The sequence below is a fragment of the Marinobacter sp. MBR-105 genome (assembly GCF_053628895.1).
On sequence record NZ_JBRJHG010000013.1, the window covers coordinates 77,365 to 103,771 of the forward strand.

The 26,407-nt window shown below is 59.3% G+C and carries 23 protein-coding genes and 1 pseudogene; 15 read left to right on the forward strand and 9 right to left on the reverse strand.

Annotation, left to right across the window (positions count from 1 at the left end):
- The first annotated feature begins 17 nt into the window (after positions 1-17).
- From ACSSVV_RS15180 to ACSSVV_RS15190, 3 genes are all read left to right on the forward strand, one after another.
- Complete coding sequence (locus ACSSVV_RS15180; RefSeq protein WP_014422682.1) at positions 18-1,121, forward strand: porin; 1,104 nt, start codon at positions 18-20, stop codon at positions 1,119-1,121.
- Positions 1,122-1,364: 243 nt separating this feature from the next.
- Entirely contained in the window at positions 1,365-2,528 is a 1,164-nt protein-coding gene (gene nosP / locus ACSSVV_RS15185; protein ID WP_023009614.1) for a nitric oxide-sensing protein NosP, read from the forward strand.
- Positions 2,500-4,773, forward strand: coding sequence for a NahK/ErcS family hybrid sensor histidine kinase/response regulator (locus ACSSVV_RS15190; RefSeq protein WP_454106483.1), 2,274 nt, complete (start codon positions 2,500-2,502; stop codon positions 4,771-4,773). Before nosP ends, ACSSVV_RS15190 begins: the two co-directional genes overlap by 29 nt.
- 54 nt (positions 4,774-4,827) lie before the next feature.
- On the opposite strand, the gene ACSSVV_RS15195 is transcribed toward ACSSVV_RS15190, so the two are convergent.
- Complete coding sequence (locus ACSSVV_RS15195) at positions 4,828-5,505, reverse strand: response regulator (protein ID WP_031210333.1); 678 nt, start codon at positions 5,503-5,505, stop codon at positions 4,828-4,830.
- Between the two features lie 265 nt (positions 5,506-5,770).
- On the opposite strand from ACSSVV_RS15195, the gene ACSSVV_RS15200 reads away from it, so the two are divergent.
- From ACSSVV_RS15200 to ACSSVV_RS15210, 3 genes are read left to right on the forward strand one after another with little or no spacing between them, the layout of a single operon-like run.
- Positions 5,771-6,793, forward strand: a complete 1,023-nt coding sequence (locus tag ACSSVV_RS15200; protein ID WP_454106484.1) for an ABC transporter substrate-binding protein — start codon at positions 5,771-5,773, stop codon at positions 6,791-6,793.
- A complete protein-coding gene (locus ACSSVV_RS15205; protein ID WP_454106485.1) occupies positions 6,790-7,566 on the forward strand; it encodes an ABC transporter permease in 777 nt (258 codons plus the stop codon). The genes ACSSVV_RS15200 and ACSSVV_RS15205 overlap by 4 nt, the downstream gene beginning before the upstream one ends.
- Positions 7,559-8,215, forward strand: a complete 657-nt coding sequence (locus tag ACSSVV_RS15210) for an ATP-binding cassette domain-containing protein (RefSeq protein WP_222179511.1) — start codon at positions 7,559-7,561, stop codon at positions 8,213-8,215. The genes ACSSVV_RS15205 and ACSSVV_RS15210 overlap by 8 nt, the downstream gene beginning before the upstream one ends.
- A 19-nt stretch (positions 8,216-8,234) precedes the next feature.
- Here ACSSVV_RS15210 and ACSSVV_RS15215 read toward each other — a convergent pair whose 3' ends face one another.
- Positions 8,235-9,554, reverse strand: coding sequence for a peptidoglycan DD-metalloendopeptidase family protein (locus ACSSVV_RS15215; RefSeq protein WP_454106486.1), 1,320 nt, complete (start codon positions 9,552-9,554; stop codon positions 8,235-8,237).
- Positions 9,555-9,680: 126 nt separating this feature from the next.
- Positions 9,681-9,809 (reverse strand): annotated as a pseudogene (locus ACSSVV_RS15220) (GTP-binding protein); the annotation flags it as partial.
- A 242-nt stretch (positions 9,810-10,051) separates the two neighbouring features.
- Between ACSSVV_RS15220 and ACSSVV_RS15225 the strand changes: the two are divergent.
- The 4 genes from ACSSVV_RS15225 to ACSSVV_RS15240 are packed head-to-tail and all read left to right on the forward strand — an operon-like array spanning position 10,052 to position 14,235.
- The gene (locus ACSSVV_RS15225) at positions 10,052-11,362 is read left to right on the forward strand and encodes a hypothetical protein (RefSeq protein ID WP_454106487.1); all 1,311 of its coding nucleotides are present in this window, start codon (positions 10,052-10,054) and stop codon (positions 11,360-11,362) included.
- 60 nt (positions 11,363-11,422) lie between these two features.
- Complete coding sequence (locus tag ACSSVV_RS15230; protein WP_454106488.1) at positions 11,423-12,538, forward strand: hypothetical protein; 1,116 nt, start codon at positions 11,423-11,425, stop codon at positions 12,536-12,538.
- A 1-nt stretch (position 12,539) separates the two neighbouring features.
- Entirely contained in the window at positions 12,540-13,460 is a 921-nt protein-coding gene (locus tag ACSSVV_RS15235; RefSeq protein WP_454106489.1) for a metal ABC transporter substrate-binding protein, read from the forward strand.
- Positions 13,447-14,235, forward strand: coding sequence for a metal ABC transporter permease (locus ACSSVV_RS15240; protein ID WP_454106490.1), 789 nt, complete (start codon positions 13,447-13,449; stop codon positions 14,233-14,235). Before ACSSVV_RS15235 ends, ACSSVV_RS15240 begins: the two co-directional genes overlap by 14 nt.
- Here the strand turns inward: ACSSVV_RS15240 and ACSSVV_RS15245 are convergent.
- From ACSSVV_RS15245 to ACSSVV_RS15260, 4 genes are read right to left on the reverse strand one after another with little or no spacing between them, the layout of a single operon-like run.
- Entirely contained in the window at positions 14,173-14,976 is an 804-nt protein-coding gene (locus tag ACSSVV_RS15245; protein ID WP_121207693.1) for an ABC transporter permease, read from the reverse strand. The genes ACSSVV_RS15240 and ACSSVV_RS15245 overlap by 63 nt on opposite strands.
- A gap of 1 nt (position 14,977) precedes the next feature.
- Positions 14,978-15,700 (reverse strand): ABC transporter ATP-binding protein, encoded by a 723-nt coding sequence (locus tag ACSSVV_RS15250; protein WP_454106491.1) that lies wholly within the window; start codon positions 15,698-15,700, stop codon positions 14,978-14,980.
- Complete coding sequence (locus ACSSVV_RS15255; protein ID WP_454106492.1) at positions 15,697-16,671, reverse strand: YVTN family beta-propeller repeat protein; 975 nt, start codon at positions 16,669-16,671, stop codon at positions 15,697-15,699. The genes ACSSVV_RS15250 and ACSSVV_RS15255 overlap by 4 nt, the downstream gene beginning before the upstream one ends.
- Positions 16,672-16,712: 41 nt before the next feature.
- A complete protein-coding gene (locus ACSSVV_RS15260; protein WP_454106493.1) occupies positions 16,713-17,885 on the reverse strand; it encodes an ABC transporter substrate-binding protein in 1,173 nt (390 codons plus the stop codon).
- A 163-nt stretch (positions 17,886-18,048) separates the two neighbouring features.
- Here ACSSVV_RS15260 and ACSSVV_RS15265 point away from each other — a divergent pair, with 163 nt between their 5' ends.
- A complete protein-coding gene (locus tag ACSSVV_RS15265) occupies positions 18,049-19,272 on the forward strand; it encodes a HAMP domain-containing sensor histidine kinase (protein WP_454106494.1) in 1,224 nt (407 codons plus the stop codon).
- Positions 19,269-19,925 (forward strand): response regulator, encoded by a 657-nt coding sequence (locus ACSSVV_RS15270; RefSeq protein ID WP_454106495.1) that lies wholly within the window; start codon positions 19,269-19,271, stop codon positions 19,923-19,925. The genes ACSSVV_RS15265 and ACSSVV_RS15270 overlap by 4 nt, the downstream gene beginning before the upstream one ends.
- Before the next feature lie 12 nt (positions 19,926-19,937).
- Here ACSSVV_RS15270 and ACSSVV_RS15275 read toward each other — a convergent pair whose 3' ends face one another.
- The gene (locus ACSSVV_RS15275; RefSeq protein ID WP_454106496.1) at positions 19,938-20,591 is read right to left on the reverse strand and encodes a pentapeptide repeat-containing protein; all 654 of its coding nucleotides are present in this window, start codon (positions 20,589-20,591) and stop codon (positions 19,938-19,940) included.
- A gap of 68 nt (positions 20,592-20,659) precedes the next feature.
- Entirely contained in the window at positions 20,660-22,513 is a 1,854-nt protein-coding gene (locus ACSSVV_RS15280) for a methanol/ethanol family PQQ-dependent dehydrogenase (protein WP_454106497.1), read from the reverse strand.
- Between the two features lie 365 nt (positions 22,514-22,878).
- Here ACSSVV_RS15280 and pedF point away from each other — a divergent pair, with 365 nt between their 5' ends.
- From pedF to ACSSVV_RS15295, 3 genes are all read left to right on the forward strand, one after another.
- Positions 22,879-23,307 (forward strand): cytochrome c-550 PedF, encoded by a 429-nt coding sequence (gene pedF, locus ACSSVV_RS15285; RefSeq protein ID WP_226595898.1) that lies wholly within the window; start codon positions 22,879-22,881, stop codon positions 23,305-23,307.
- A 77-nt stretch (positions 23,308-23,384) separates the two neighbouring features.
- Positions 23,385-24,341 carry a substrate-binding periplasmic protein gene (locus tag ACSSVV_RS15290; protein ID WP_454106498.1) on the forward strand — a complete coding sequence of 319 codons (957 nt, stop codon included), beginning with the start codon at positions 23,385-23,387 and terminating at the stop codon, positions 24,339-24,341.
- Between the two features lie 192 nt (positions 24,342-24,533).
- Positions 24,534-26,309, forward strand: coding sequence for a PQQ-dependent methanol/ethanol family dehydrogenase (locus tag ACSSVV_RS15295; RefSeq protein ID WP_454106499.1), 1,776 nt, complete (start codon positions 24,534-24,536; stop codon positions 26,307-26,309).
- The last annotated feature ends 98 nt before the right edge of the window (positions 26,310-26,407 follow it).

Genomic DNA, 26,407 nt, shown 5'->3' on the forward strand with positions numbered 1-26,407 from the left:
AATAAACCGGGGGAAGTATGAACAACAACAAACTGAAACAGTCGGGGTTGGCCATTGCCGTGGCCGCGATGATGGGGGCCAGCGCCAGTGCCCAGGCAGCGGTTGAAGTATACAGTCAGGACGGAACCAGTTTTTCGGTGGATGGCTACTTCAACGCGTTTTACGTGAACCGTGACGACAGCGTCAACGATGTTCGCAATTCTGACGTCAAGATGGGTTTCCTGCCTAACACCATCGGATTCAACTTCAGCAAGGACATGGGCGAACTTACGCTGGGTGGTCGTTCTTCATTCTGGACCACCATCAACGACAGCCTCCAGTCGCCTACGGATACCAGCATTGATGTCCGACAGCTGTATGCCACAGTGGACGGAAGCTTTGGCCAGGTGCTGATCGGGAAAGATTTCGGGTTGTATGCCCGATCCAACATCTTCCTGGACGAGTTGCTGATGGGCTTTGGATCACCGGGTGCGGCCACCGGGGTCTCTTTTGGCAACATCCGCACAGGGTATCCGTACCCGAATCCCTCTGCGCAGATTACCTATCGCTCGCCAGATATGTCAGGCCTGAACGTGGCTGTGGGTATTTTCGAGCCGGCCAATACAACGCCCGGCGCTGAGTCCGAGCAATCCGCTCCGCGGCTTGAAGCAGAGTTGACCTACGCGACGGAGCTGCAGGGCGTCTCGCTGACAGGCTGGCTCAATGGGCGTCATCAAAGCTCAGAGAATGCCACCACAGAGATCGACAGTCAGGGTATTGGCTACGGGGTCAAGGCCTCGGTGGCCGGTCTTTCCCTGACCGCCTCCGGCTTTACTTCCGAGGGAGATGTTCCGGTTCTGATCACCGATGCGGCCCTCGCCTCAGAAGAGGATGCGGATGGTTATCTGATTCAGGGTTCCTACACCCTTGGGGCAAACCGGTTCGTGTTGTCGTACGGGGAAACGGACTCTGACCAGGGAGACTTCGAAACCGAGAACACCTCCGTTGCCGTGTTTCATGATGTGAACAGCAACTTCAAACTCGTTGCGGAATACAACATGTTTGAGCAGGACGTGAAATCTTCGGGCGCTGAAGCGGCAGACACAGACACCCTCGCCATTGGCGCGATTGTCATGTTCTGATCCCACCCCGATACCACGGCAGGACCAAGGTGCTTTCCGGTCCTGCAGTGGCTGTCTCAGACTAAAGTGCCGGTTTCTTGCGGCAAAAATCGCGCATCATCGCTGGCCATTGATTCGGGAGTTTTATAATCAATGAGTTACGCCGAATTCGGAACACCGATAAAGAGCACCGAAGTCGAATTTTCCTCTACCAGCATCGGCGTAGAATCGGCAGGGATGTCGAAGCTTCCGAGAGCTGTTTCCATGAATCCAGATGCATCCGCAGTAGCGGTCCGGGTTGCCAGTGCCACCGTCCGAGACCCGGAACTGGCCGCGGCCGAACTCGCCCGGCAATTGCAGCATGAGCATCTGGGTTGTGTTCTGTTCTTCTGTTCTGTGGAATTCGATCTGGAAAAACTGGGGCCAGCGCTGCAGGCTGCCTTTCCGCAAACCCGGATTTACGGCTGTACCTCGGCCGGGGAGATTACCGAACAGGGATACGGACGCGGGTGCATCAGTGCTTTGGGGTTCGATGCCCGTTTTTTCGCGATTGACTGCGCCCTGATCAGTGAGCTGGAGCGTTTCACTTTGCAGGATGCCCAGCAGGTGATCGACGGTTTGCTGTCTACCTGTCGGGAGGCCCGGCTTGCGCCGGTAAAAGGCAACACCTTCGCGATAACGATGCTGGATGGTCTTTCAAGCCGGGAGGAGTTGGTGCTGGCTACCCTGAATGCCGCGTTGGGTACCATTCCTCAGTTTGGCGGCTCTGCCGGGGACGATGAGCGCCTGGCTGATACCCATGTATTCTTTGATGGCCGCTTCCACAGCGCTGCGGCCACCGTGATGCTGGTCAATACGCCTCTTGATTTCCGGGTGTTCTCAACACATCACATGCAGGCTCAGGATGAAAAGCTGGTGGTGACGATGGCCTGTCCCGAAAGCCGCACCGTTTATGAGCTGAATGCTGAGCCCGCCGCCGAAGTTTATGCCCGGACGGTGGGTGTGCCGCTGGCAGAGCTGGATCGAGGTGTGTTTGCCCTTCATCCTCTCGGCGTTCGGGTCGGGGGTAACCATTTTGTCCGCTCCATCCAGAGGGTAAACCCTGATGGCAGCCTCACCTTCTACTGCGCAGTTGAAACCGGCATTGTGATGGTGGCGATGAATCCCGGGTCGTTATTGGAGAGCGTTCGGACTCAGATTGAAGCGTCTGAGCGAGTGGTGGGTAAACCCCTGGTCACTCTGGCCTGCGACTGCTTCCTGCGGAGACTGGAGGCCGAGCTGACCGGGCAACTGGATGCGGTTTCCGAATTCCTGACCGAGCACCGGGTGGTGGGCTTTAACACCTACGGTGAGCAGTTCAATGGCATGCACATCAATCAGACCTTCACGGGGGTGGTCATTGGCCAGCCTGAATGCAGTATCGAGTGACTCCACTCTGCACTCATCGTCCGAGAAAGACGCCAGAATTGCACAACTGGAGGATGAGAATCGTCGGCTCCGAAGCATTCGCGACGCATTGATTGACCGCGTGGAGTCCGGTGCCAGCCACAAGCCAGCACCCTACGCAGCGTTTGAGCACTCGGTTATTCTCGCCGAGCAGGTCCGTGAACGGACCGAGGCGCTGAATCTCGCCATGGAAGAGCTCAAGGTCAGCAACAAGGCGTTGAACCGAGCAAGGGAGGAGGCGGAGACCTCCCGGCAGCGCCTGAGCGATGCCATTGAGAGTATTGCGGACGGCTTTGTGCTGTTCGATCGGGAACACCGCCTGATTCAGACCAACAGCCGTTTTCGGAGTTACTGGCGGCACGCTGGTGTGCCTGTCCCGGTGCCAGGTACCCATATTCAGGCAGTGAAAAGGTTGGCGCTGAGCTCGGGGTTGATTGTTGAGGAGCACAGTCACGAGGAGGCCGAGGGCACCGTTTTTCTGTTATCCAACGGCCGCTGGGTTCAAATGACTGAGCGCTCTACCCGGGAGGGCGGCCAGGTTGTGCTCTACTCGGACATTACGGACGTCAAGAACAGTGAGATGGCACGGCGGATCAAGGCGCTGGAAGAGAGTGAGCGCTGGATTCGAGTCGTCACGGATCATGTGCCAGCGCTGATCGCCTATGTCGGCGCGGATCTGACAGTCCAGTTCTGTAACAAGGTCTATCAGTCCTGGTACGGCCGCAACGGCGTTTCGCCGTTGGGTAAACACCTGGAAGAGGTGCACTCCGAAGATTTTTACCAGCGTCTGCTGCCTCAGATACTGGAAGTCCTGGACGGCCATAGCGTTAACTTTGAGTTTGAAGAAACCGGCGAGCACGGTGACCAGCGTTATATGCTGCGATCCTACGTGCCGAATCGCGATGAGACCGGTGAGGTAACTGGTTTTTTTGTACTGATTCGCGATATCACCGAGCGTCGCAAAACGGCGATTGCGCTGGAGCGGGCCTATGACGATCTGGAACATCGGGTGCGGGAGCGCACGGCCGCACTGACCGGCCTGAACGAGCAGTTGCGCCAGGAGATATCCGAGCGTTCCGCTGCCGAGTCCAGGCTCCGAGAGGCCAAGCGTGAAGCGGAGCAGGCGAACCTGTCGAAAACCAAGTTTCTGGCCGCGGTCAGTCACGATCTGTTGCAGCCTCTGAATGCGGCTCGTCTCTTCACCAGTGCTTTGCTCGAGCAGAGTTTCGGGCCGAAGGCCGAAGGTCTGGTGAGATCCGTCAGCACCTCGCTCGACGATGTCGAGAATCTTTTGGGCACGTTGGTCGACATCTCCAAGCTGGACGCGGGGGTGATTACACCCGATGTGACCGCCTTTGATCTCAGAGACCTGCTCAACAATATCGCCAGGGAGTTCCGGCAAATGGCGTTGGCCGAGGGGTTGCGCCTTGATTTCGTGCCCTCATCAGCGATTGTTCACTCTGATTCCCAGTTGCTGGCCCGAATCCTGCGGAATTTCCTGACCAACGCCATCCGCTATACGGAACAGGGGCGAATTGTCCTCGGTTGCCGCCGTCAAGCGAACCATGTGCTCCTGCAGGTGTGGGATACCGGGGCGGGTATTCCCGGTGACAAGCTCACCGAGATCTTTCAGGAGTTCAAACGCATCCGACCGATGGGAGGCCAGGGCGATAAGGGCCTGGGGCTCGGGCTGGCGATCGTGGACAAGATTGCGCGAATGCTGGGGCATGAGGTTTCGGTCTCTTCGGAGGAGGGTCGGGGGTCAGTGTTCAGCGTCCGTGTACCGCTCGGGAAGCTTCGACCAGCCCCGCCGGCCCCCAGAGATAGCGCGGCTGTGTCAGCAGATCATGGGCTGTCCGGTGCCCGGGTGTGGGTGATTGATAACGATCTGGCCATTTGCCAGGGTATGAAAACCCTGCTCGAAGGGTGGGATTGTCAGGTAGTTACTGCCATCTCTGCGGATGACCTGGCGGCCAAGGTCGATGTCGTCAACGCTCGGGTCGATTTAATCCTGGCGGATTATCACCTGGACAATGACGAGAATGGTGTGGATGCCGTAGCCATCATCAACCGTCAGCGCCACCGGCCAGCTCCAGTTCTGATGATCACCGCGAATTACACCAATGAACTCAAGCAACATATCAGGGAGCTCGGCTATCTGCTGATGAACAAGCCGGTGAAACCGCTCAAGCTGCGCAGTGTGCTGACTCATGTGATCCGGACCTGAGGAGCCGCTGGTCCATCCGGAAAGCGCGCCCGGCCGGCTGTCCAGGCATCGGTTTCAGCGTTTCAGGTATTGATTGAAATCGACATCGCCTGCCGACAGGATGGCCTGGACCCGGTTGTGCACGCCGAGTTTGCGGAGTATTGCAGATACATGAGCCTTGACCGTGGTCTCGGCAATGTTCAGGTTGTAGGCGATCTGCTTGTTGGATTCGCCCTTCGCCATCCGCTCCAGTACCAGAAGCTGTCGCCGGGTAAGGGAGTTTAGCAATTCCGGCGAGATCGGGTTTTCGTCGCTCCGAACCCGTCGCTGGCTGCTCTCTTTCCCGGTACGAATGATATCGGACGGAAGATAGACGTTGCCGTTCAGGATCTGCTGGATGGCGTCGGTCATCTGCGCTCGTGGTGAAGACTTGGTGATAAAGCCGCAAGCTCCGTAGGTGATGGCCTGGAGAACGACCTGTTTGTCTTCCTCCGCTGAAACGATCACGACCGGGATGGTTGGGGCCTCGTTTCTCAACGAAATCAGTCCGTTCAGGCCATGCATACCCGGCATGTTCAGATCCAGCAGAATCAGGTCGAGATCGTCGTTCTCCCGGGTTATCTCCAGGGCGCTGTCCAGATCATCGGTTTCCAGAATTTCAGTGCCGGCAAAGCCGGAGGCGATGACGCTACTGATGGCTTCGCGGAACAGAGGGTGGTCGTCAGCGATCAGGATCTTGTAGACCGGGTCCATGGGTGCGTCCGCCTGTTGTTGATCATTGTCGGGGGTGGATTCCGGATCATCATAGCGGTTTTCGGAAGAGAGTGCGGCATCGAGCTCGTTCAGCATGGCGGCCTCCTGTGGAGAGAATCACCGGCTTCCGGTTCGATTCCCTGCTTATTATTGTGATTCTCTCATTACACGCGATCTGCGCCAGAGGTTGAATGCGACCATCGCACCAAAAAACAGGCACCAAAGTACTATTCTTGCGCCGGGGTGCGGTTCGTATCGTTGAGTCATGAACGCGCCAATACATACAACACGCTCTCCCGGCCACCCTGTCGGTCGCCACTGGTTGCTTACCGCCCTCACAGCGCTGTTGTTGCTCGTGGGGTGCCCGGTGGTGATCGCGGCGGGCGATGACGATGGGAGTGATCTGCCGGTTTTGTCCCTGAGTGTTCTCCAGTTTGGCACCGCCCATTGGGAACTGGATCATCTGCAGTATCGGGGCCTCGACAGGGCCAACGGATTCCGGCTTGAATTGTTGCCGGTGGCGAATCTGCCGGCCTCGAGGCTGGCAGTGACAGCGGGGTCCGTCAACGGTGCCGTCGCCGATCTGCTCTGGACTCAGTTCCGGTATCAGGCGGGGGCCTCCTACCTGTATTTGCCGTTTTCTTCCCGGATTGGCGAGATACTGGTGGCCGAGACGTCTGAAATATCCACACTGGCAGACCTGCCGGGCAAACGCATTGGTGTCGCTGGCGGACCTGACAGCAAAGGCTGGGTTCTGCTGAATCGTGTAGCCACCCGACAAGGGATAGATCTGTCGGCGTCTGCGTCAGTCCAGTTTGCCGCACCTCCATTGCTCAGCCAGTCCCTCAAGCGGGGGCAGTTGGATGTCATCGTGACCTATTGGCATTTTGCGGCACGAATGCAGGGGGAGGGTGGATGGCGGTCGGCGTTCAGTATGGCCGAATTGCTGTCAGAGCTTGGCCTTGAGCGCCAACTGCCGGTGCTGGGTTATGTGTTCCCCGAAGACTGGGCCCGGCAGCATGCTGACCTCATTGATCGGTTTGCCGTCGCCCTGGCTGGCACGAAAGCCGAACTGGCCCGCGAAGCGGGGCACTGGGACCGTCTCCGGCCATTAATGGGACACCCTGCGGATGGTGTATTCGAGGCGCTCAGGCGGGGATTTGTGCAGGGCGTTCCCGGATCTCAGACCGACCAGCGCATCGCTGATATGAAACAGTTGCTGATTCTGACCGGCGCCGACCCGTCACAGTTAATGCCCGACGACCTGTTCTATCGGTGGCAGCCATGAACGTGGGGACGCACCGCCCGCCGGTCTGGAGCTACTGGATTGTGCTGCCTGGACTGATGGTTTTGTGGGCGATGACTGCAGGATATCTGGGTTCCCCGTTGTTGCCGGGTCCGATGGAGGTACTGGAAACCCTTGTCAGAGAGTCCTCCTCAGGCCAGCTCTGGATGCACCTGGGGGCAACCTTGTCCCGCGTTATCCTGGCGTTTTCCCTGGCGATGCTGCTCGGTACCGCTATTGGCCTGGTGTTGGGGCGATCACGCACCTTCAATGCGCTGTTCGATCCTCTGCTGGTGCTCATGCTTAACCTGCCTGCTCTGGTGACCATCATTCTGATGTACGTCTGGTTCGGACTGGTGGAAGCTGCGGCTGTGATGGCCGTCGTTGTAAACAAGATACCCAATGTCGCAGTGACGGTGAGGGAAGGAGCCCGGAGCCTTGATTACCGGCTTGAGCAAATGGCCAGCGTGTACCGATTCTCCCTATGGCAGCGGTTGCGTGACGTCTGGATGCCCCAGCTTTTCCCCTACCTGATGGTGGCGACCAGAGGAGGTTTGGCGCTGATCTGGAAGATTGTCCTGGTCGTCGAGTTGCTCGGCCGGTCGAATGGAGTCGGATTTCAGTTGCACATGGCGTTCCAGGTGTTCGATGTGTCCGCCATCCTGGCATACAGTCTGGCGTTTATCGCCGTGGTGCAACTGATCGAGCTCGCGATACTGCAGCCACTTGAAAACCGTTCCAGCAGATGGCGCCAACCGGAGTCGGTCCATGCTTGAGTTGCGGATCGCCGGTCGGGATTTCGGTCAGCCGGTGCTGGGTGAGATCTTTGTGGGTATTGAACGGGGCGACCGTATCTGTCTGATGGGCCCGTCGGGCATTGGCAAGACCACACTGCTGAATGCCATTGCCGGTCTTGATAAATCGATTCCGGAATCGGCCGTGCTGGGGCGTGAGGTGCTTCGGGTGGGGTACCTGTTTCAGGAGCATCGCCTGCTGCCCTGGAAGAGCCTGATGTCGAACCTCAGGCTGGTTGGCGCCAGCAAACGGGAAGCCGAGGAATTGCTGATGCAGGTTGGCCTCGCCGGTTACGGGGCCTATCTGCCAGACCAGTTATCCCTGGGAATGGCCAGGCGAGCAGCCTTGGCGCGATGCCTGGCTGTTAAACCGGACCTGCTGTTGCTGGACGAGCCGTTTGCCTCGCTGGATCCGATCATGGTCGCGGAACTCAAAGCGCTGGTCTCCGGGATTCTGGACGCGCAGCCGGATATGGCGATGATCTGTGTGACTCACGATGACAAAGATGTCGTGAGTCTGGCTAACCGTCTGTGGTACCTGAATGGGAAGCCGGCCAGTTTGCAATGGACCGACACGGTGGGCGATCCCCAACGATTGGAAGAACTGCTGGGAAGGTTGCGACAGGGGTAGTCGCGTCGCGCTCGTGGTGTCAGGTTTCGTCGAACTCCGGCAACCCTTGGGTCATCGCGAGCTCTGACCGGCTTGCGGCATGTTCCATGACCGTCCTTTGTTCACGGAGTTTTCTCTTGAAGGATGCAATCTCCGTTTCCGGAATGGCTGCGGCGGTCGGGATGTCGGCCGTCAGGGGATCAACCGGGCGACCATTGATGTGGAACTCAAAATGAAGGTGCGGGCCGGTGCTGCGCCCGGTATTTCCTGACAAGGCAATTTTCTGTCCGCGCTCAATCGCGGCGCCTTTACGAACCAGGATCTTATGGAGATGCAGGTAGCGTGTGGTGTGCATCCCCCCATGCTCGATGTCGATGTATTTGCCGGCGTAGGGGTGGTTTCCAACGCGGGTCACGATGCCGTCTCCGGTACTGAGTACCGGGGTGCCCGTTGGTGTCGCCAGATCCACCCCGTTGTGAGGTGCGGTACGCCCTGACACGGGGTGTAATCGCCTGGGGTTGAAACGTGAGCTCACACGGTATTGCTTCCGGGTGGGCAGGCGCAGAAAGGCGGGCGTCACACTCTCGCCCTTCTCATCGTAGTAATTGCCATCGTCATGAAGAAAGGCGTAATGGGTTCTGGCACTGCGTTCCAGAGACAGGGCTTCGATGCGGGTCTTGCCGGTGCTTTGGGTGCCCGTCATTTCGTGGCCAATGATGATGGAGAACCGGTCGCCGGCCCTGAGATCCCTCCGGAAATTGAGTTGGCTACCCAGAAGCTGGTCGATGAGAAGGATCTGCGCCTGCGTTACGCCCGCTTGCATAGCTGAGGCGTAAAAACTGCCATTGATGGTGCCCCTGAGCACCTCGGAGACCCAAAAAGTCTCTTCTTCGAAGGTCTGATGCACGAAGGCGCCATCGGGTTGGCGCGAGTAGGTAACGTGGCGTGCCGGGTCAAGAAACAGGACCAGCTCTGAAAATTGTCCCTGCGCATCGAAGTTCAAGCCGATTCGGGTTCCGGGCCTCAGCATTTCCAGATGCAGATACTCGGCGTCTGCTGACAGAATCTCCTGAAGATCCTCCATGGGCGCGTTGTTTGCCCGGAAAATCCGGCTCAATGTGTCTCCGGGTTTGACGCGCCAATCAATGGTTTTTCCCGTCGGGGGCTCCGCCATCTGGTTCGCCTTGGTGGCTGCGGGATCGATGGCTCCGGACCGTGGCGTGGGGGCGTGGCTCGCGTTTTCCTGCTGGGCCGAGGACAGGTCGGCCAATGCCGGCGATGATTTGAGTGGCGTCAGGTTTAATACCAGCAGAGCGGCGGCCACTGCGCCAAGCACCAGTTTATGGGGCGTTGAAAACATGGTTTATAGCTTCATTGAAAGGGTCTTCATGCGGTGTTCTGTTTGCTCCGCACCAATGGCAAGGGCGGGGATTATAACAGTTGTGATCTCTAGCGTTATGATGACTTATCTCCAGGCAGGAAAGGGATCATTGAGGGTCTGCCAGAACTCCTTGCCCGCGCGGTTGGTGAGAATGTGGTTGAGAGCGGTGGTTTTACCGGCGCCCAGGAAACCGGACAGTACCGTAACCGGCAGCCGCGAGTCGGATTGGTTCATGGTTTTACCCCTGCCTTTTCGCTATATGCCGCATGCGCGGCTCTTTACTTAAGATATGTTATAACATAACATTTCGACCTCGAAATGTTAGTGAATTTAATTTCATTCCTGTGTGCGGCAGGCGCGGAACACCGTATCCAGGTCATGCCAACCGGCTCGGTTGCGACTCTGAAGTGCAAAGTCTGGACCGACTTTCCTGAAGCACTAGAGGTAATGTTATAACATTTAATAAGGAGTTCTTGATGTCTGATCAATCCCGCCAATTTCCCTTCAGCCTTCGACCGATCGCTACCTCTGTGCTGCTGCTCTCGGCAGCGATGCTGGCGGCCTGCGGCGGTAGCAGCAGCGGTGGCGACGAGCCCCACGAGCATAGCGATATCGACACGGCGGGTCGTCTGGCCCTGTTCGATACCGACGCTTCGCAGCTCAAGGTGCTGGACCTCGACAGCAGTGAAGTGCTTGCCTCCATGGCCATGAATGGTGAAGCGCCGCGCCTCTATGCCTCACCCGGCAATCGGTATGCGGTCGCTATCCAGCGGGGCGACGATCTGGTGTCGTTTGTTGACGGTGGGCTGTATACCGAGGACCACGGCGATCACATGCATGATTACGCAGAGACGCCGAGCATGCTGACCCTCACCCTGAACGATCACAAACCGACGCACTATTCTTCGGGTGAATCGGAAGGTGTCGTTTTCTTCGACGGTGGTGAGGCCGCAAGCTCGAAAGTGACCGTGTTTTCGGATGCGACACTGGGAAGCGGCGCCACCGTGGCCAGCCTTCAGCTGGAGAACGCCATGCACGGTGTTGCCAAGATGATCGATGGCCACCTGTTTGTGACCTATCGGGACAGCTCAATCACGGACACCACGCTGCCAGCGGCGGTTGAACGTTACCACCTGGACGGCAGCAGCTTCGAATTCGAAGAACGTTACAGCCAGGCTTGCCCGAGGCTTCACGGTGCTGCCGCCAATGCCCATAGCCTTGGCTTTGGCTGCAGCGATGGCGTTCTGGTGATTAATCTGCAGGAAACCGGTTATCCGGCCACCAAGCTGGCGAACCCCGAGGGCCTGGCGGAGGGCGCTCGCATCGGAACCGTGATTGCCAATCACGATGTTGAGGAGCTGGTTGGCATTGCCGGTGACCGTCTGTTCGCGATCCATCCGGAATCAACTGCTGAGGTCTACCACGAGCTTGAACTCGGGGAGGGCGTTGGCCGCCTGGCCCAGGGCTTCACGACCCACGGGGAGGTCTTCTATGTGCTCGGCGATGATGGCGGCCTGAGGTTGTTTGACCCGTCTAACGATTGGCAACTGATCACCACGGTTGAGTTGATGGCCGCGCCGGGCGAAGAGGACACGCTGGCCGTGACCACGTCTGCCGCCCAGGAGCGACTGTTCGTGCTGCACAACCAGTCCGTGATCGAAGTGGATACCACCGATGGTGATATCGTTCGGACCATCGACCTCGGTTTCAGTGCCTCTGCCATCGCCTGGCTGGGTCTGGCCGACGCGGGCCACGACCACGATCACGACGACGAGCATTCCCACTAATCTGCTTTCAATCCCGCGGGGCGCGTCGACGCGCCCTGCTGCTTTATATCCGGAGTCCCTATGTTTAAACGTTTTGCTCCTTTTGCCATTTTTCCATTGGCCATGACGGCGGGCTGGGCAACCGCCAAAGAACTCAATCCGGAGGTCAGTGTGACGCTGGACGGATACTACAAACAGAACGAGAGCGCTCTGTCCCATCGCGAGCAGGGCTTCGGCCTCGGCCACACAGAACTGTCCCTGTCTTCCCCGATTGATGACCTGTTCTCCGGCCGACTCACCGCTGTATTCGAAGAGCACGACGGTGAGAGTGAGGTACTGATTGAAGAGGCGTATCTGCAAACGAACGGGTTACCGTACGCACTGAACGTTCGGGCAGGGCGGTTCCTGTCGCAGGTGGGCTATCTGAATGGGCGCCATATGCATGAGGACGATTTTGTCGAGCGCCCGGCCGCCTATCGCGCGATGCTTGGCAGCCACTATTACGACACCGGGGCACGCCTGAACGTGTTGTTGCCAACGCCTTTTTTCTGGCAGGTCGGTGCGGAAGCCTTTGCTGGTGACCAGCTGACTGAGGGTGAGGAAGACATTGGTGTTTACACCGTCAATACCCGGCTTGGTGGTGATATCAGTCTGTCACAAAGCTGGCAGCTGGGGCTCTCCTGGCTGCGGAACCGCCATGCGAAATCGGCGGAAACCGGGGACGGCAGCCACGATCACGATCATGAGGAAGGGCACGACCACAGCCACGGTGCGGCCTACACCGGCGAAAACCTCTATATCGCCGATCTGGTCTGGAAGTGGTCCCCCGACGGAAACAACCGTGAACAACAGCTGACGCTCAGCGGCGAATACCTCTATGCGGATGAGCTGAACCAGTTTGCGGCGTCTGACGATACCAATGAAGGCTGGTACGTTTCCGGCGTTTACCAGTTTGCGCCCCAGTGGTCGGCGGGCGTTCGTTACGGTGAGGTGGATCTTCAGGAAGCCCATGGCGATCACTTCCACAATCAAACCCTGGAAGAGACCGACGTGATGCTGTCCTGGTCCCGCTCTCACTTCTCCACGGTACGGCTGCAGTACACCCATCAGGAAGCGGCCGGGTTCAGCAACGCCGACAATACCGTGATGGTGCAGTACGTCATGTCCCTCGGTGCCCACGGCGCCCATGGGTACTGATATGACACGTCGTAACGCCGTTGCGGCACTGTTGTTGATCGTGACATCCGTTCCGGCCCAGGCCCAGCTTCGGGTGTTCGCCTGTGAACCGGAATGGGCGGCCCTGGTCCGGACGCTGGTGCCCGATGCCGAGCTCACCACCGCGACCAGTCACCTTCAGGACCCTCATTACATCGAGGCACGGCCAAGCCTGATTGCGGCGGTGCGGCGCGCGGATATTGCTGTCTGCACCGGTGCCTCGCTGGAAGCCGGTTGGTTACCCATGCTGCTTCAACGGGCCTCGAACCCGGCCATTCAGGCCAGACGCGCCGGGCTGTTCTTTGCCGCCGATCATGCTCAGCTGCACGCGCCCCACGATCACGTGGATCGCAGCATGGGCGATGTGCACCCAGAGGGTAATCCCCATGTGCACCTGTCGCCGGATCAGTTGCCGGAGATTGCCCGTGCCCTGGCAAAGCGTCTGGGAGAGATCGAACCGGCGAGGGCTGCCGCCATACAGGGCCGCTACATTCGCTGGCGGGGCGAATGGAATGCCCTGCGCGCCGAGTGGCGGGCGAGGGCCGAAGCGCTTGAAGGCCAGTCTGTAGTGGTTCAGCACTCCAACTTCGGCTACCTGCTGCGATGGTTGGGCGTCGAAACGGCAGCGGATCTGGAACCCAAGCCGGGGTTGCCGCCTAGTGCCAGCCACCTGAGCCAGTTGCTGGCCAACCCGGAACTGGAAGGTGTCAGCGCCATCCTGATTGCCAGCTACCAGGACCCGCATCCGGCAGAATGGCTGGCGGAGCAAACCGGGCTGCCCGTTGTGGTGGTGCCGGGGACGGTGACGGGCGAAGCGCCGGCGGACACCCTGGGCGGGCTGATCAGCGAGATCATTCGTCAGGTTGAGTCGGCTGCAGCCGGAGCCTCCCATGACGGAGTATGAATGGCTGCTCCTGCCAGTAGCAGGCAGTGCCATGCTTTGCCTGCTACTGGTCCCGTTGGGTTACCAGGTGATTGCCCGAGGCGTGATTTTTGCGGATCTGGCCATTGCCCAGTGGGCGGCATTGGGCACCCTGGCCGGCATGTATTTTCTGCCCAACCACACCCTGGCTGGCGCACCGGTCAGCAGCCTGATGTTTGCGCTACTGGCGGCCGTGGCGGTTCACCTGATCTTCCGTCGTCTGGCACATGCGAAGGAGGCGTGGATCGGTATCCTCTACGTGGTCGGGGCGAGTCTCGCGGTGCTGCTGGTCAGTGGCGATCCCCACGGCGCCCAGGCGCTCCAGAGAGCCGCGTCGGGTGACCTGCTATGGGCCAGTTGGCCTGCGGTGCTTGCCGTTGGCATGCTCTCCGCGCTGGTCTGGTTGCTAAGCCTTTGGCGCCCCGCCTGGATGACGGGTGCGGTTTTCATGCCGGTGTTCGCGGTGGCGGTGACCTATTCGGTCTCCCTGGCTGGCATCTACGTGGTGTTTGCGACCTTGATTATGACACCGCTGATCCTCGGCTCCCTTGTCGGTAAAGGGCCTTTCCTGGCCGCTTGCTGTGGCATTGCCGGGCACCTGTGTGCGGTGGTGGTTTCCGTAATGTTCGATGTACCGGTCGGCCCGGCCATCGTGGTGGCGAGCCTCGCCATGTCACTGCTCTGGTTGCTCGTCCTACGCGGGCTTGCTGCCCAGAACCCGGGTGCGTTGCGGCCGGAAGCCGGCCGTGGCCAGTAACGCCAGCATCGCCGTCACGCCCGCGGTAATACCGAAAGCCATCGGGTTCCACTCCAGGTACAGGGAAAACCGGATGGCTTCCACCGCATGGGTGAAGGGATTGAACTGGCAAATCCAGTAAAGCCAGGGGCTGGCCTCGTTCATGCGCCAGAGCGGGTAGAGCGCCGAGGACATGAAGAACATCGGGAAGATGACGAAATTCATTACCCCGGCAAAGTTCTCCAGTTGCTTTATCCAGGTGGCGATCAGCAGGCCCAGAGCGCCCAGCATGAGGCTGGTCAGAATCAACGCCGGCAGCACAGCCAGGTAACCCCACAATGGCGGCTCGACATCCACCAGCAGGGCCAACAGCAGGAATACATACACCTGGCCGATGGAGACCACGCCCATGGCCAACAGTTTGGTAACCAGCAGGAAGGGGCGAGGCAGAGGGCTCATGAGGAGCACCCGCATGCTGCCCAACTCCCGGTCATACACCATGGACAGGGCGCCCTGCATGCTGTTGAACAGGATGATCATGCCGCACAGACCGGGCGCGATGTAGGTTTCATAGGTGATGTAGGTGTCGTAGGGCGGAATGATGGAAATGCCCAGCACAGCCCGGAAACCGGCGGCGAAGACCACCAGCCAGAGCAGTGGCCGGACCAGAGCGCTGGCAAAGCGAGTGCGCTGCTGCCAGAACCGGAGCCATTCCCGTGTCTGGATACCTACAAAACAATGCCAGTAGTGAGCTGCTTTCATATCAGCCGGCTCCGGTCAGGGCGTGGAAGGTTTCGGCCAGATCGCGGGTGCCTTCGGCGTCGCAGATGGCCTGGCCATTGCCGTCAGCCAGCAGTTGGCCCTGGTGCAGGATCAGTACCCGGTCATCGGCGCGAACTTCTTCAATCAGGTGGGTGGCCCAGAGTACGGTCAGGCCGTCTTCTTCACTCAGGGTCCGAACGTGTTCGTTGAGCGCCTTGCGGCTGGCAACGTCCAGGCCCACCGTGGGTTCGTCGAGCAATAGTAGCGAGGGCTCATGCAGCAGGGCGCGGGCGATTTCCACCCGCCGGCGGTGGCCGCCGTTGAGCTGGCGGACGGCGTCGTTGGCCCGGTCCAGTAGTTCGAAGCGTTCCAGCTCCCGGTCACCCCGGGCCCTGGCTTGCTTGCGGGACAACCCGTGCAGGGCGGCGTGATACTGCAGGTTCTGGCGAACGGTCAGGTCCAGGTCCAAGGCATTCTGCTGGAACACCACGCCGATCTGGCGCATGGCCTCGGCCGGCTGCTTTTTCAGGGATTGGCCGCCCAGCCGAATATCGCCCTGCTGCAGGGCCAGAAGCCGTGTGAGCAGCCCGAACAGGGTAGACTTACCCGCGCCGTTGGGCCCGAGCAGGGCGTGAAAACGGCCAGAGGTCAGCGCGAAGCTGACCTCCCGGAGCACTGGCTTGTCGCCGTAGCGAAAGCCGAGGTTGCTCGCTTCGATGGTCATGACGTCGGGTCGATGACCACACCCCAGGGGTAGCGGCCTACCTTGATGGATTTGATGACCTTCAGGTCCTCCACATCGATCACCGACACATCGCCAGAGACGCCGTTGGTGGTGTACAGGTGCTTCTCGTCCTTGTCCAGATCCAGCTGCCAGACCCGGCTGCCCACCAGCAGGTAATCCAGCACCTCGTAGGTCTGGGCATCCACCACCGCCACATGATTGGAGGGGCCCAGCGCCACGAACGCATACTTGCCATCGGACGTCAGTTCAATGCCCACCGGCTGCACCCGGTCCTGATTCACGCCCGGCACCTTGAAGGACATCTCGTGGATCTGTTCCAGGTTGTCGACATCGATGATGTGCACGGTGCCGCCGATTTCTGCGGAGGCCCAGGCAATCTTGCTGTCTTTGGTGAACTCCACGTGGCGCGGGCGCTGGCCCACGACGATGTTTTTCTCGATCTCGAAGGTTTCGGTGTTGATCCAGTGCAGCATGCTGGTGGTTTCCGAGGTGTTCACCGCCCACTTGCCGTCCGGGCTCACCGCCATGCCTTCCGGTTCGATACCCACATCAATCTGGGCCAAAACATCCTTGGTGTCGACGTCCACCACGGTCACGATGGCATCGTCTTCATTGGCGATGTACAGATGCTTGTTGTTCGGATGCAGGGCGAACTGCTCGGGGTCCTCCCCGGAGGGCAGGGTGTCCACGATCTTGCGGGTGGCCAGGTCCAGTACCTGTACGGTGTCATCGTCGCTGGCGCAGATGTACAGCTTGGTAAAATCCTTGGAGAGCAGAATGCCCCGGGGCCGCTGGCCGACGTCGATGGTTTCAATCACTTCCTGGGTTTCGGTATCGATCACCGACAGGGTGTTGTCCTTCTCGTTGGAGACATAGGCCACGCTGGCCAGAGCCGGTGTCGACAGACCAATCATGGCAGCCAGGGCCGTGCGCTTGATCAGGGTTTTCATCTTTTAGCTCCTTCTTGTTTTAAACGTTCGTAGCCGCTGGGTCAGCCGTTGATCCGGCACTCGCTCTCGGGCCGGTCAAAGCCGAGGGTGTCCAGTTCGGTATTCGGGTGCAGGAAGCCTTCGAACGGGGCGGTCGCCACCAGCCCTCTCGGATGCACCAGCGGAATGGGTTGGCGCATCTGGCCGTTCCAGTCCCGGAAAGTAACCTTGCGGCCCTTGAAGGCGGCCAGTTGGAATTCGTCGCTGAACAGGAAGTTCCGGATCTCAGTTGGATTTGCGGAATTCAGGTCGGTCACGGCAGTACCGATGGCGCGAATGGCTGCCCAGGCGGCGTAGTCTTCGCTGTTCATGTTCCGATCGGCCAGTTCGCGGAACCGGTTCTGCAGTTGCGCTGCGCCCCAGCTCTCCACTACCCGGTGCCAGGTGACCGGCGACATGCCCTGGGTGCCCACCACCGGGCGTGGCAGCCAGGTGTTGAATGGCACGTACTCGCCAAAATCGCCCCGCACATCGGCCACCACCACCGCGTCGTAATCGCTGGCCTGGGTGAAAAGGGGCAACTCTTTCGAGGCGGTGCGACGCAGGTCGGCATCAAAGGTCCAGGGCTTGTCTTCGACGATCTCCAGCCCGAAGCGCTTGGCCGAACGGCGGAAGGCGTCCGCCCAGCCCTTGTCGGCCTCGGTGGGGCCGGTAATCAAGAACACCTCATCCCAGCGTCGCTGGTTCAGCCACTGGCCGAGGGCATCGGTAAGCATCGAATAGCTGGGCATGGTGTGCAGCAGGTTCACGTGGCACTGGCCGGTGCGCAGGGCATCGTCTTTGGCCCCGGCGTTGAAGATCAGAGTGTTGTCGCCGGCCTTTTCGGTGAGGATTTTCAGGGTTGAGGCAGGCGCGTTCACCACGAATAGCTCCAAGCCGTTCTCGCGCATTGAATCAAAGGCCGCGATGGCCGCTTCTTCGGTATCCGCAACATTGCTTTGGAGTGAGTAGGTCTGGCCCAGAAACTTGCCGGTGGTGCTGTTGTCGTTGATGGCCAGTTCGGCGCCCCGCAGACCGGCGTCCTCAGGTTCCGGGATCACATTGGAAAGCACCGGGCCCTGGTCGGGCACCCACTGCAGGTAGCCAATCCGCACGTCCGGCGATTCCGCTTTCAACGGGGTTGCTGCTACCAGGGCAATCAGTGATGTCGCCGCTGTCCGGGTGAGAAAAGACATGGGATTCTCCGGTTTGTTGTTGTGCTTCCAGCTTAGAGAAGGGAAAAAGTCCCGGAAATATTCAGAAAGTAGGAAAGTGGCGGTACTAAAGAACTATTCCGGTGAAATCTGGCGGCTTTAGCATGGATGTAGAGACGCTAAGTACCCGCAACGGATAACAACAATGACCGTATACCGGAAGATTTCCTTGTTGATGCTGGTGGTTTTCCTCCTCATCTACCTGCTTGGGGCGCTGCTCTACACCCAGCAGGCCCGCCATGATGTGCAGCGGGAGCTCGACGGTGTTGCCGGGCTTGCCCAGAGCCTGGCAAGCCCCAAGGGTCTTCCGGACTCCATGGTCAGCAGCATGCGCCACCTGACCCCGGCGGCGAGGATGGAACGCGGGTCCGGAGGAGAAGTACCGGCCTGGTTCTCGGTGCTGATAGCCGGAGAAACGCTCCGGCCTGTGATCAATGGCTGGCGGGTTGATCCCGCCGACGAGGTCGAGGAGATCTGGGAAGGTTTTCTGTTGATCTCGGGTGCTTATGCGATCGGTATGGGGCTTTGTTTTCTGGCGCTGTTCGTGATGGTTCGGCGGGGCATGCGCACGCTTGCCAGCCTGTCCGAGGCCATGGGAGCGGTGTCTGAGGGCCAACTGACGTCCAGACTGCCTCGGCAGGGCGAACAGGAACTGGATGCGCTGGTTTGCCGGTTCAATTTCATGGCCGGGGCGCTGGAATCGGAACAGCAAACGGTGAGCCGTCTGCTCAATGAACTCCTGCAGTTGCAGGATCGGGAGCGCGAACACATTGCCCGGGTGCTGCACGACGATCTCGGCCAGTACCTGACGGGCATTCGGGCCCAGGCTCGCAGTCTGCTCTACGATCCGGACCTCAGCGACCGACAGAAGCAGCAGGCCCGGGATCTGGCCGAACACTGTGAGACTGTCCAGAAACACTTCCGGCACCTGCTGCAGGAGCTGCACCCCCTGGTGATGGAGCAGCTGGGCCTCGGCAGTGCCATTCGCCATCTGACCGAGCAATGGCAACAGCTCAGCGGGCTTGAATGTCGCCTGGCCATGGACGAGCGCCTGCCCGATTTCACCGGTGAGCAGCAGACCCATCTGTACCGCTTCCTGCAGGAAGCCCTGAACAACATTTCCCGTCATGCCAACGCGTCCTGTGCCATGCTCGCGGTTGCCCGTACTCACAACGAGTTGAGCATCGAGGTGCGTGATGATGGCGTGGGCAACGATCAACTGCCCGGCAATGCCGGCCTGGGCCTGCGCTCCATGTGTGAGCGAGCCCGCTGCCTGGGCGGTGAAGTGAAGTTTCTTAGCCGATTGGGGGAGGGGACCCGAATCCGGTTGGCAGTGCCGCTCTCCCCTGGTAACGGAGGCGTTTCATGAAGCTGATGATTGTGGATGACCACCAGGTGGTCCGTCAGGGCATCGCCAACCTGCTGCGCTCCATGCTGCCGGCAGTGGCCATCACCGAGGTCGACAACGGTCAGGATGCCGTTGCCCGCTATGGCGAGCTGCGGCCCGACGTGGTGCTGTTAGATATGGGGCTGCCCGATATCTCCGGGCTGGAGGTCGGGCGTCGACTGCGCCAGCGCTGGCGGGGAGCCGCGATCCTGTTCTTCACCATGCACGATGAGTTGCCCATGGTGCGTCAGGCGCTGGACGTAGGTGGGCTCGGTTTTGTATCCAAGAGCTGCGCGCCCGAGGAACTTGCGGAAGCTGTAAAGCGGGTGGCATCGGGTCAACCGTACATCGAGCATCCGATTGCCACGCGCTTGGCGATGAATCAGGAGCGGCCGGTCGATCACCGCCTCCGGGATATGACCCAGCGGGAGATGGAAGTGTTGTTGATGTACGCCAGGGGCGAGAGTGTCTCAGGCATTGCCGAGCGGTTGTGTGTCAGCAGTAAAACCGTTTCCAATCACCTGGCTGGCCTGAAAAGTAAGCTTCAGGTGTCCTCGTCCGTGGAGTTGATTCATCTTGCGGTCGATGCCGGCCTGATACGCTATGGTCAGTTGGAGGAAGCAAGGCGGGTCTGAGCCCGCCCCGGATCACCAGTCAAAGGGGCAGGCTGTGCAGCCTTCCATGTAAGTGCCCTCGAAGGTGGCATAGTGGATGCGGCTTCCGGTCAGGTCCGCGTGTGCCAGATTGGCCAGCCCCAGCTTGGCTTCCTGAAGGTTTGCCCCCCTCAGGTTGGCTCCCTCCAGATTGGCCTTCGGCATCCAGGAAATCTCGAAACTGCTGAATGGCATGGTGGCGTTGACCAGCGTGGCGCCGGAAAAACGGGAGAAGTCGAAGTTCGCACCGGTCAGATTGGCGCCGCTGAAGTCTGCACCCTGGGCGAACAGGTATTCGCCTTGTATTCCCTGCAATTCGGCATCCTTTAGCGATGCCCCCCTCATGCTGGCCCGGTACACCTGAAGGCGGTATCCGGTGACGTTGTCGAGGTTAGCCCCGTCTAGATTGGCGCCTCTCAAACTGGTGTGGCTGAGGTTAGCGCCGGACAGGTTGGCACCGCGGAAGTTGGCGGAGCGAAGATCCATATTCGACAGATCCGCTCCCCGCAAGTCAGCGCCGGCACAGCTGGCCTCTCTTTCCAGTTTGCAGCCATTGATAACAGGAACCTGATCCAGGTCGGCCATGTAATCGCCGGCCAGTGCGGGTGTAATGAACAGTAAAAGCGTAATGCCAATAAACGGTCTCATGAGTTCACTCCTGAGTTCCGGTTGGAAAAAGGGGCCTGGCGAAAGGCCAGGCCCAGTCCGGAGGTTCGTTAGCGGGAGGCCTGTGCCCAGGAAGGCATCTTGAAGACCCAGAAGGACCCGCCCTGGGAAATGGGCTTGGTCAGCTCCGCCATGTCGCCGCCCCAGAGCGGAACCGCGCCGCCGTAACCGGAGGCAACCCAGATGTACTGCTCGCCGTCCATCTCCCAGGTAATCGGTGAGGAGATGATTCCGGAGCCGGTCTGGAACTTCCAGAGTTCTTCCCCGGTTTCAGAATCGAATGCCTTCAGGAAGCCGTCGCCGGTGCCGGTGAATACCAGGCCACCCTTGGTTGCCAGCACGCCGGCCCACAGTGGCAAGCGTTCCTTGTGTTCCCACTCGATTTCACCGGTCAGAGGATTCATGGCCCGCAGGATGCCCACGTGGTCATCGTACATGCGCTTGATCCGGAAGCCCTGGCCCAGATAAGCGGCCCCTTTCTTGTAGGTGACTTCTTCGGTCCAGTAATCCTCTTTCCAGTGGTTGGCGGGAACGTAGAACAAACCGGTGTCCTGGCTGTACGCCATCGGGTTCCAGTTTTTGCCGCCAAGGAACGGCGGCGATACCTCAATGGCCTCGCCACGGGTTTCACCCTCTGCAACAGGTGGCGGACGCTGGCCTTCTACCTCCACAGGACGGCCATCCTCGCCAATGCGCTCGGCCCAGGTGATGTTGTCGACGAACGGGAAGCCTTTCTTGAATTCGCCGTTCTCACGGTCGATGACGTAAAAGAAACCGTTGCGGTCAGCATGGGCCGTTGCTTTAACGGTTTCGCCGTTGTCATCGTATTCGAACAGCACCAGCTCGTTGTTGCCGGAGAAATCCCAGGCATCATTCGGCGTGTGCTGGTAGAACCACTTCACTTCGCCGGTGGTCGGGTCTACACCCACCTGGCCGGAGGTGTACAGGTTGTCGTAGTCGGCAGGGTCACCGCCTGGAGATGTCCGCTTCCAGGTATTCCATGGGGCGGGGTTGCCGGCACCAATAATGATGGTATTGGTTTCCGCGTCGAAGCTGGCGCTTTGCCAGGGGGCGCCGCCGCCATGACTCCAGGCTTCCACCTTGCCGGTTTCGGTGTTGGGATCATCCGGCCAGCTGGGCGCACGAGGGTCGCCCGTCGGCGTGCTCTTTTCGCCATTGAGGCGGCCATAGTGGCCTTCAACGAATGGGCGCATCCAGACTTCCTTGCCGGTATCCGGGTCCCTGGCAAACAATTTGCCGACAACGCCGAATTCATCCCCCGAGGAGCCGTGAATCAGCAGGACCTTGCCGGTCTTTTGATCCTTTACGAGCGTTGGGGCGCCGGTCATGGTGTAGCCGGCCTCATGGTCGGCGAACTTCTCACGCCACACGACTTTGCCGGTGTCTTTGTTGAGGGCAACGATGCCGGCATCCAGTGTGCCGAAGAAAACCTTGTCGCCGAAAATAGCCGCACCCCGATTGACCACGTCGCAGCAAGGGCGAATGCCCTCGGGCAGACGATGGCTGTATTCCCAGAGACGTTCCCCGGTTTTTGCGTCCAACGCGAAAAGGCGAGAGTAGGAGCCGGTGATATAGATAACACCGTCATGGACCAGTGCCTGGGATTCCTGGCCCCGTTGCTTTTCATCGCCGAACGAGAACGACCAGGCCGGAACCAGGCGCTCGACGTTGTCGCGGTTAATGGTGGTCATGGGGCTGTAACGTTGCGCCTTGGGACCAATGCCGTAGCCCAGCACGTTCTCGGTGGTCTGGGCGTCGTTGGCGATATCTTCCCAGGTAACGTCTTTGGCGCTTGCCTGGACGGCCAGTCCTGCTGCTGACCCAAGGGCCAGGGCCAGTCCGATCCCGCGAAGCAGCGGGTGTTTGCGTGTTCCGATGTTCATAGTCTTTCCCCTTGGTTTTTGTTGTAACCATCGTCCTGCTCATGGCATCGACGCTCCGAGTATTGGCGCGTACTCGTGCTGGTGGCGACGGAAAAAGCCACCCGGGTTGCGGGAAAATAGCCTTAAAAACCGGGAAAAGTTCCCGAAACGCAGCCTTCATCATGAAAAGTGGTCAGTTTCCGGGTTTTGCCGGATGCCTCGTGCTTTGGCCTTCGCTCCGACCGTCTACTACCAAGGAACTAAGCCAAAAACCCCAAAGTGGCATTCGGATTGGGCAAGGGGATTCCTAGACTGGAGATCAGCAAGTTGGCAACCGATAAATCCAACAGCCAACCACGGGGAATCCAAAAACAGAGGTAAGACCAATGGCAATGTCCTTTTCACTCAAAGCAATCGTGGCTGCGGCCATGCTTGGCCTGGCCGGTTTCGCCATTGCGCACGGCAACGTCACACCACAGGAAGTGGATACGGGCAATCTGCCGGAACTGGGCGATGACGTCCGCGCCGAGAATCCTTTCCGCGAAGGTAACGAGTTCGGCGAGTTCAACACCCAGGCAGTCAAGGTTGGCGAGAGTGCCTACGCTGGTAACTGCGCCGCTTGTCATGGTATCCGCGCAATGTCCGGTGGGCTAACGCCAGATCTTCGGGAACTCACCGAATGGGATGACGAGTACTACATCGGGCGGGTGATGAATGGCACCGATCGTGGCATGCCGTCCTGGAAAAAGAGCATGGACCAGAACGCCATGTGGGCTATCCGCACCTATGTGGAATCCCTCCCCAAGCCGGAGTGATGAGCGCGGCCCCTATCAATATGAATGCCTGAATTCGGGTCGGCCCTGTGCCGGCCCTTCGTCGTTGGGAGAAAACAATGAAAACACTGTCTCGAATACTCGCCCTGTTTCTGCTTGTACAGATGGTTCTGGCCCAGGAGGTTAACGACGGAAACGAACTCCTCAATCGACCTGCCGAGCGCACCTACGACATTATCCTGGACTCCGGCTATCTGAAAGTCGGCGTTTACGAGAATTTCCCGCCGTATTCCTATCAGGTTGATGGTGAGCCCCGGGGCATCGACATCGAACTCGGCCGCCGGATTGCCGAGGAAATGGGCGTGGAATTCAAGGTGCACTGGATAATTCCGGACGAAAATCTCGGCGACGACCTGCGCAACAATGTATGGAAAGGGCACTACCTGGCCAAGCAACGGCTGGCCGATGTCATGCTGCGCGTGCCCTACGACAAGACCTACGCCTACATGCAGGATTCCACCGGCGAGTACATCAACGAGCAGGTGGTGCTGTTCGGTCCCTACCAGCAGGAAACCTGGCAGATCGCCTACAACCCCGAAAAGCTCGAGAGCGTCGAAACCGTGGCAGTCTTTCAGTACAACCCCATCGGCGTCGAGATTGACACCCTGCCCGACTTTTACCTGACGTCAGCTTTTGGCGGTCGCATGCGAGAGAACGTTCGCCACTACCACAAAGTCGCCGAAGCCTTCGAGGCACTGCGCAAGGGCGAGGTGAGTGCCGTCATGGCCATGCGTTCGGAGATTGATCACGAACTGGCCAAGCCCGAGAACGAGGGGTTCAAGTCGGCCGGTAACGGTTTTCCTGGCATTGGCAAGCAGGTATGGGATGTGGGTATGGCGATCAAACACACCCATCGGCAACTGGGCTATGCCCTCGAGGCCATCGTCGACAGGCTGGTGAAATCCGGAGAGATGAATGAACTCATGGCCAGCCAGAATCTTCGCTACAGCGTGCCGGGCTATTACCGGGCGTTCCTGGATGAACAGGCCATTGCCCGGGCGGAAGGGGAGCTCTGAGGCACCCCGTTGCTTCGCAGGCTCATGAGATTTGGGAAGTAGTACTACCAAGTGATGAGGAAACCTGTTCCGGGGAGCAATTGTTGGTTTTTTTCACAAAGCGAAGAATCGTACCAGAGGCGGGAAAAGTTCCCGGTTCGGCCTGAAACGAACTCAAGAGAACCGACAACAAGAGACTTGGAGAGCGCAACCATGAGAACCAACAAGTTCGGGATTCGCATTGCGGCCAGCGCCCTGGCCATGGCTGTTTCCTACGGCGCCCATGCGGTAACCGACGAAGACATCCTCAACGATCACAACACCCCGGAAGACATAGTCAGCTATGGCATGGGCACCCAGGGCCAGCGTTACAGCATTCTGGAAGACCTGAATACCGATAACGTGAAGTACCTGCAGCCTGCCTGGGCGTTCTCCTTCGGGGGCGAGAAGCAGCGGGGTCAGGAATCCCAGCCGCTGATCAAGGACGGCGTCATGTACGTGACCGCCTCCTACTCACGTATCTACGCGATTAATGCCAAAACCGGCGAGGAAATCTGGCAGTACGATGCCCGCCTGCCGGACGGCATCATGCCTTGCTGTGACGTGGTCAACCGTGGTGCCGCCATCTACGGTGACAAAGTGATTTTCGGTACCCTTGACGCCAAGCTGGTTGCCCTGAACAAGGACACCGGCAAGCCGATGTGGATCAAGAAGGTGGCTGACTACCAGGCCGGCTATGCGATTACTGCCGCGCCAATCGTAGTGAAAGGCAAGGTCATCACCGGCGTGTCCGGTGGAGAATTCGGTATCGTCGGCAAGGTGGAGGCCTACGACGCCAACACCGGTGATCTGGTGTGGACCCGTCCCACCGTTGAAGGCCACATGGGTTACGTCTACAAGGACGGCAAGAAAGTCGAGAACGGCATTTCCGGCGGCAAGGCAGGTGTGACCTGGCCCGGCGAAATGTGGAAGAACGGCGGTGCTGCGACCTGGCTGGGTGGCACCTACGACCCGGATACCGACTCCCTGTTCTTCGGTACCGGTAACCCGGCGCCCTGGAACTCGCACATGCGCCCCGGCGACAACCTGTTCTCTTCCTCCCGTCTGGCGATCGACCCGGACGACGGCAGCATCAAGTGGCACTTCCAGACCACTCCGAACGATGGCTGGGACTATGACGGCGTCAACGAGCTGATCCCCTTCGATTACGAAGAGAACGGCAAAACCGTCAAAGCGGCGGCTACCGCCGACCGTAACGGTTTCTTCTACGTGCTGAACCGCGAGAACGGCGACTTCATCCGTGGCTTCCCGTTCGTGGACAAGATCACCTGGGCCGAAGGGCTGGATCCGGAAACCGGTCGCCCGATCTTTGCCGAGGGCGGTCGTCCCGGTGACCCCGCGGATCTCGACGGCAACAAGGGCGAGACCGTAGTGGCACAGCCCGCATTCCTGGGTGGCAAGAACTGGATGCCGATGGCCTATAGCCAACAGACGGAACTGTTTTATGTACCGTCTAATGAATGGGCCATGGATATCTGGAACGAGCCGGTTTCCTACAAAAAGGGTGCGGCGTTCCTGGGCGCTGGATTTACTATCAAGCCGGCCAACGATGACTACATCGGCGTTCTGCGGGCTATGGATCCAAAGACCGGTGAAGAGGTCTGGCGCTATGAGAATACGGCCCCCCTGTGGGGCGGTGTGATGACGACGGCGGGTGGTCTGGTCTTCACCGGCACGCCGGAAGGGCATCTGAAGGCGTTTGATGCCAAGACTGGCGAAGAGCTCTACCGCTTCAACACAGGCTCCGGTGTGGTTGGTACTCCGATCACCTGGACCATGGACGGTGAGCAGTATGTGTCCGTGGCCTCTGGCTGGGGTGGTGCGGTTCCGCTCTGGGGGGGAGAAGTTGCCAAGGTGGTGAAAAACTTCAATCAGGGGGGCATGGTGTGGACGTTCAAGTTGCCCAAAGACCGGATCGCCAGTAACTGATCCGAACGATAAGAAGGTCGCCCGGGGCGACCTTTTTTGTTTCAGCGAGAGGTGATTCCCTGACATCGAAATTGAGCAGTCAGGGAATTGTTCTTTGG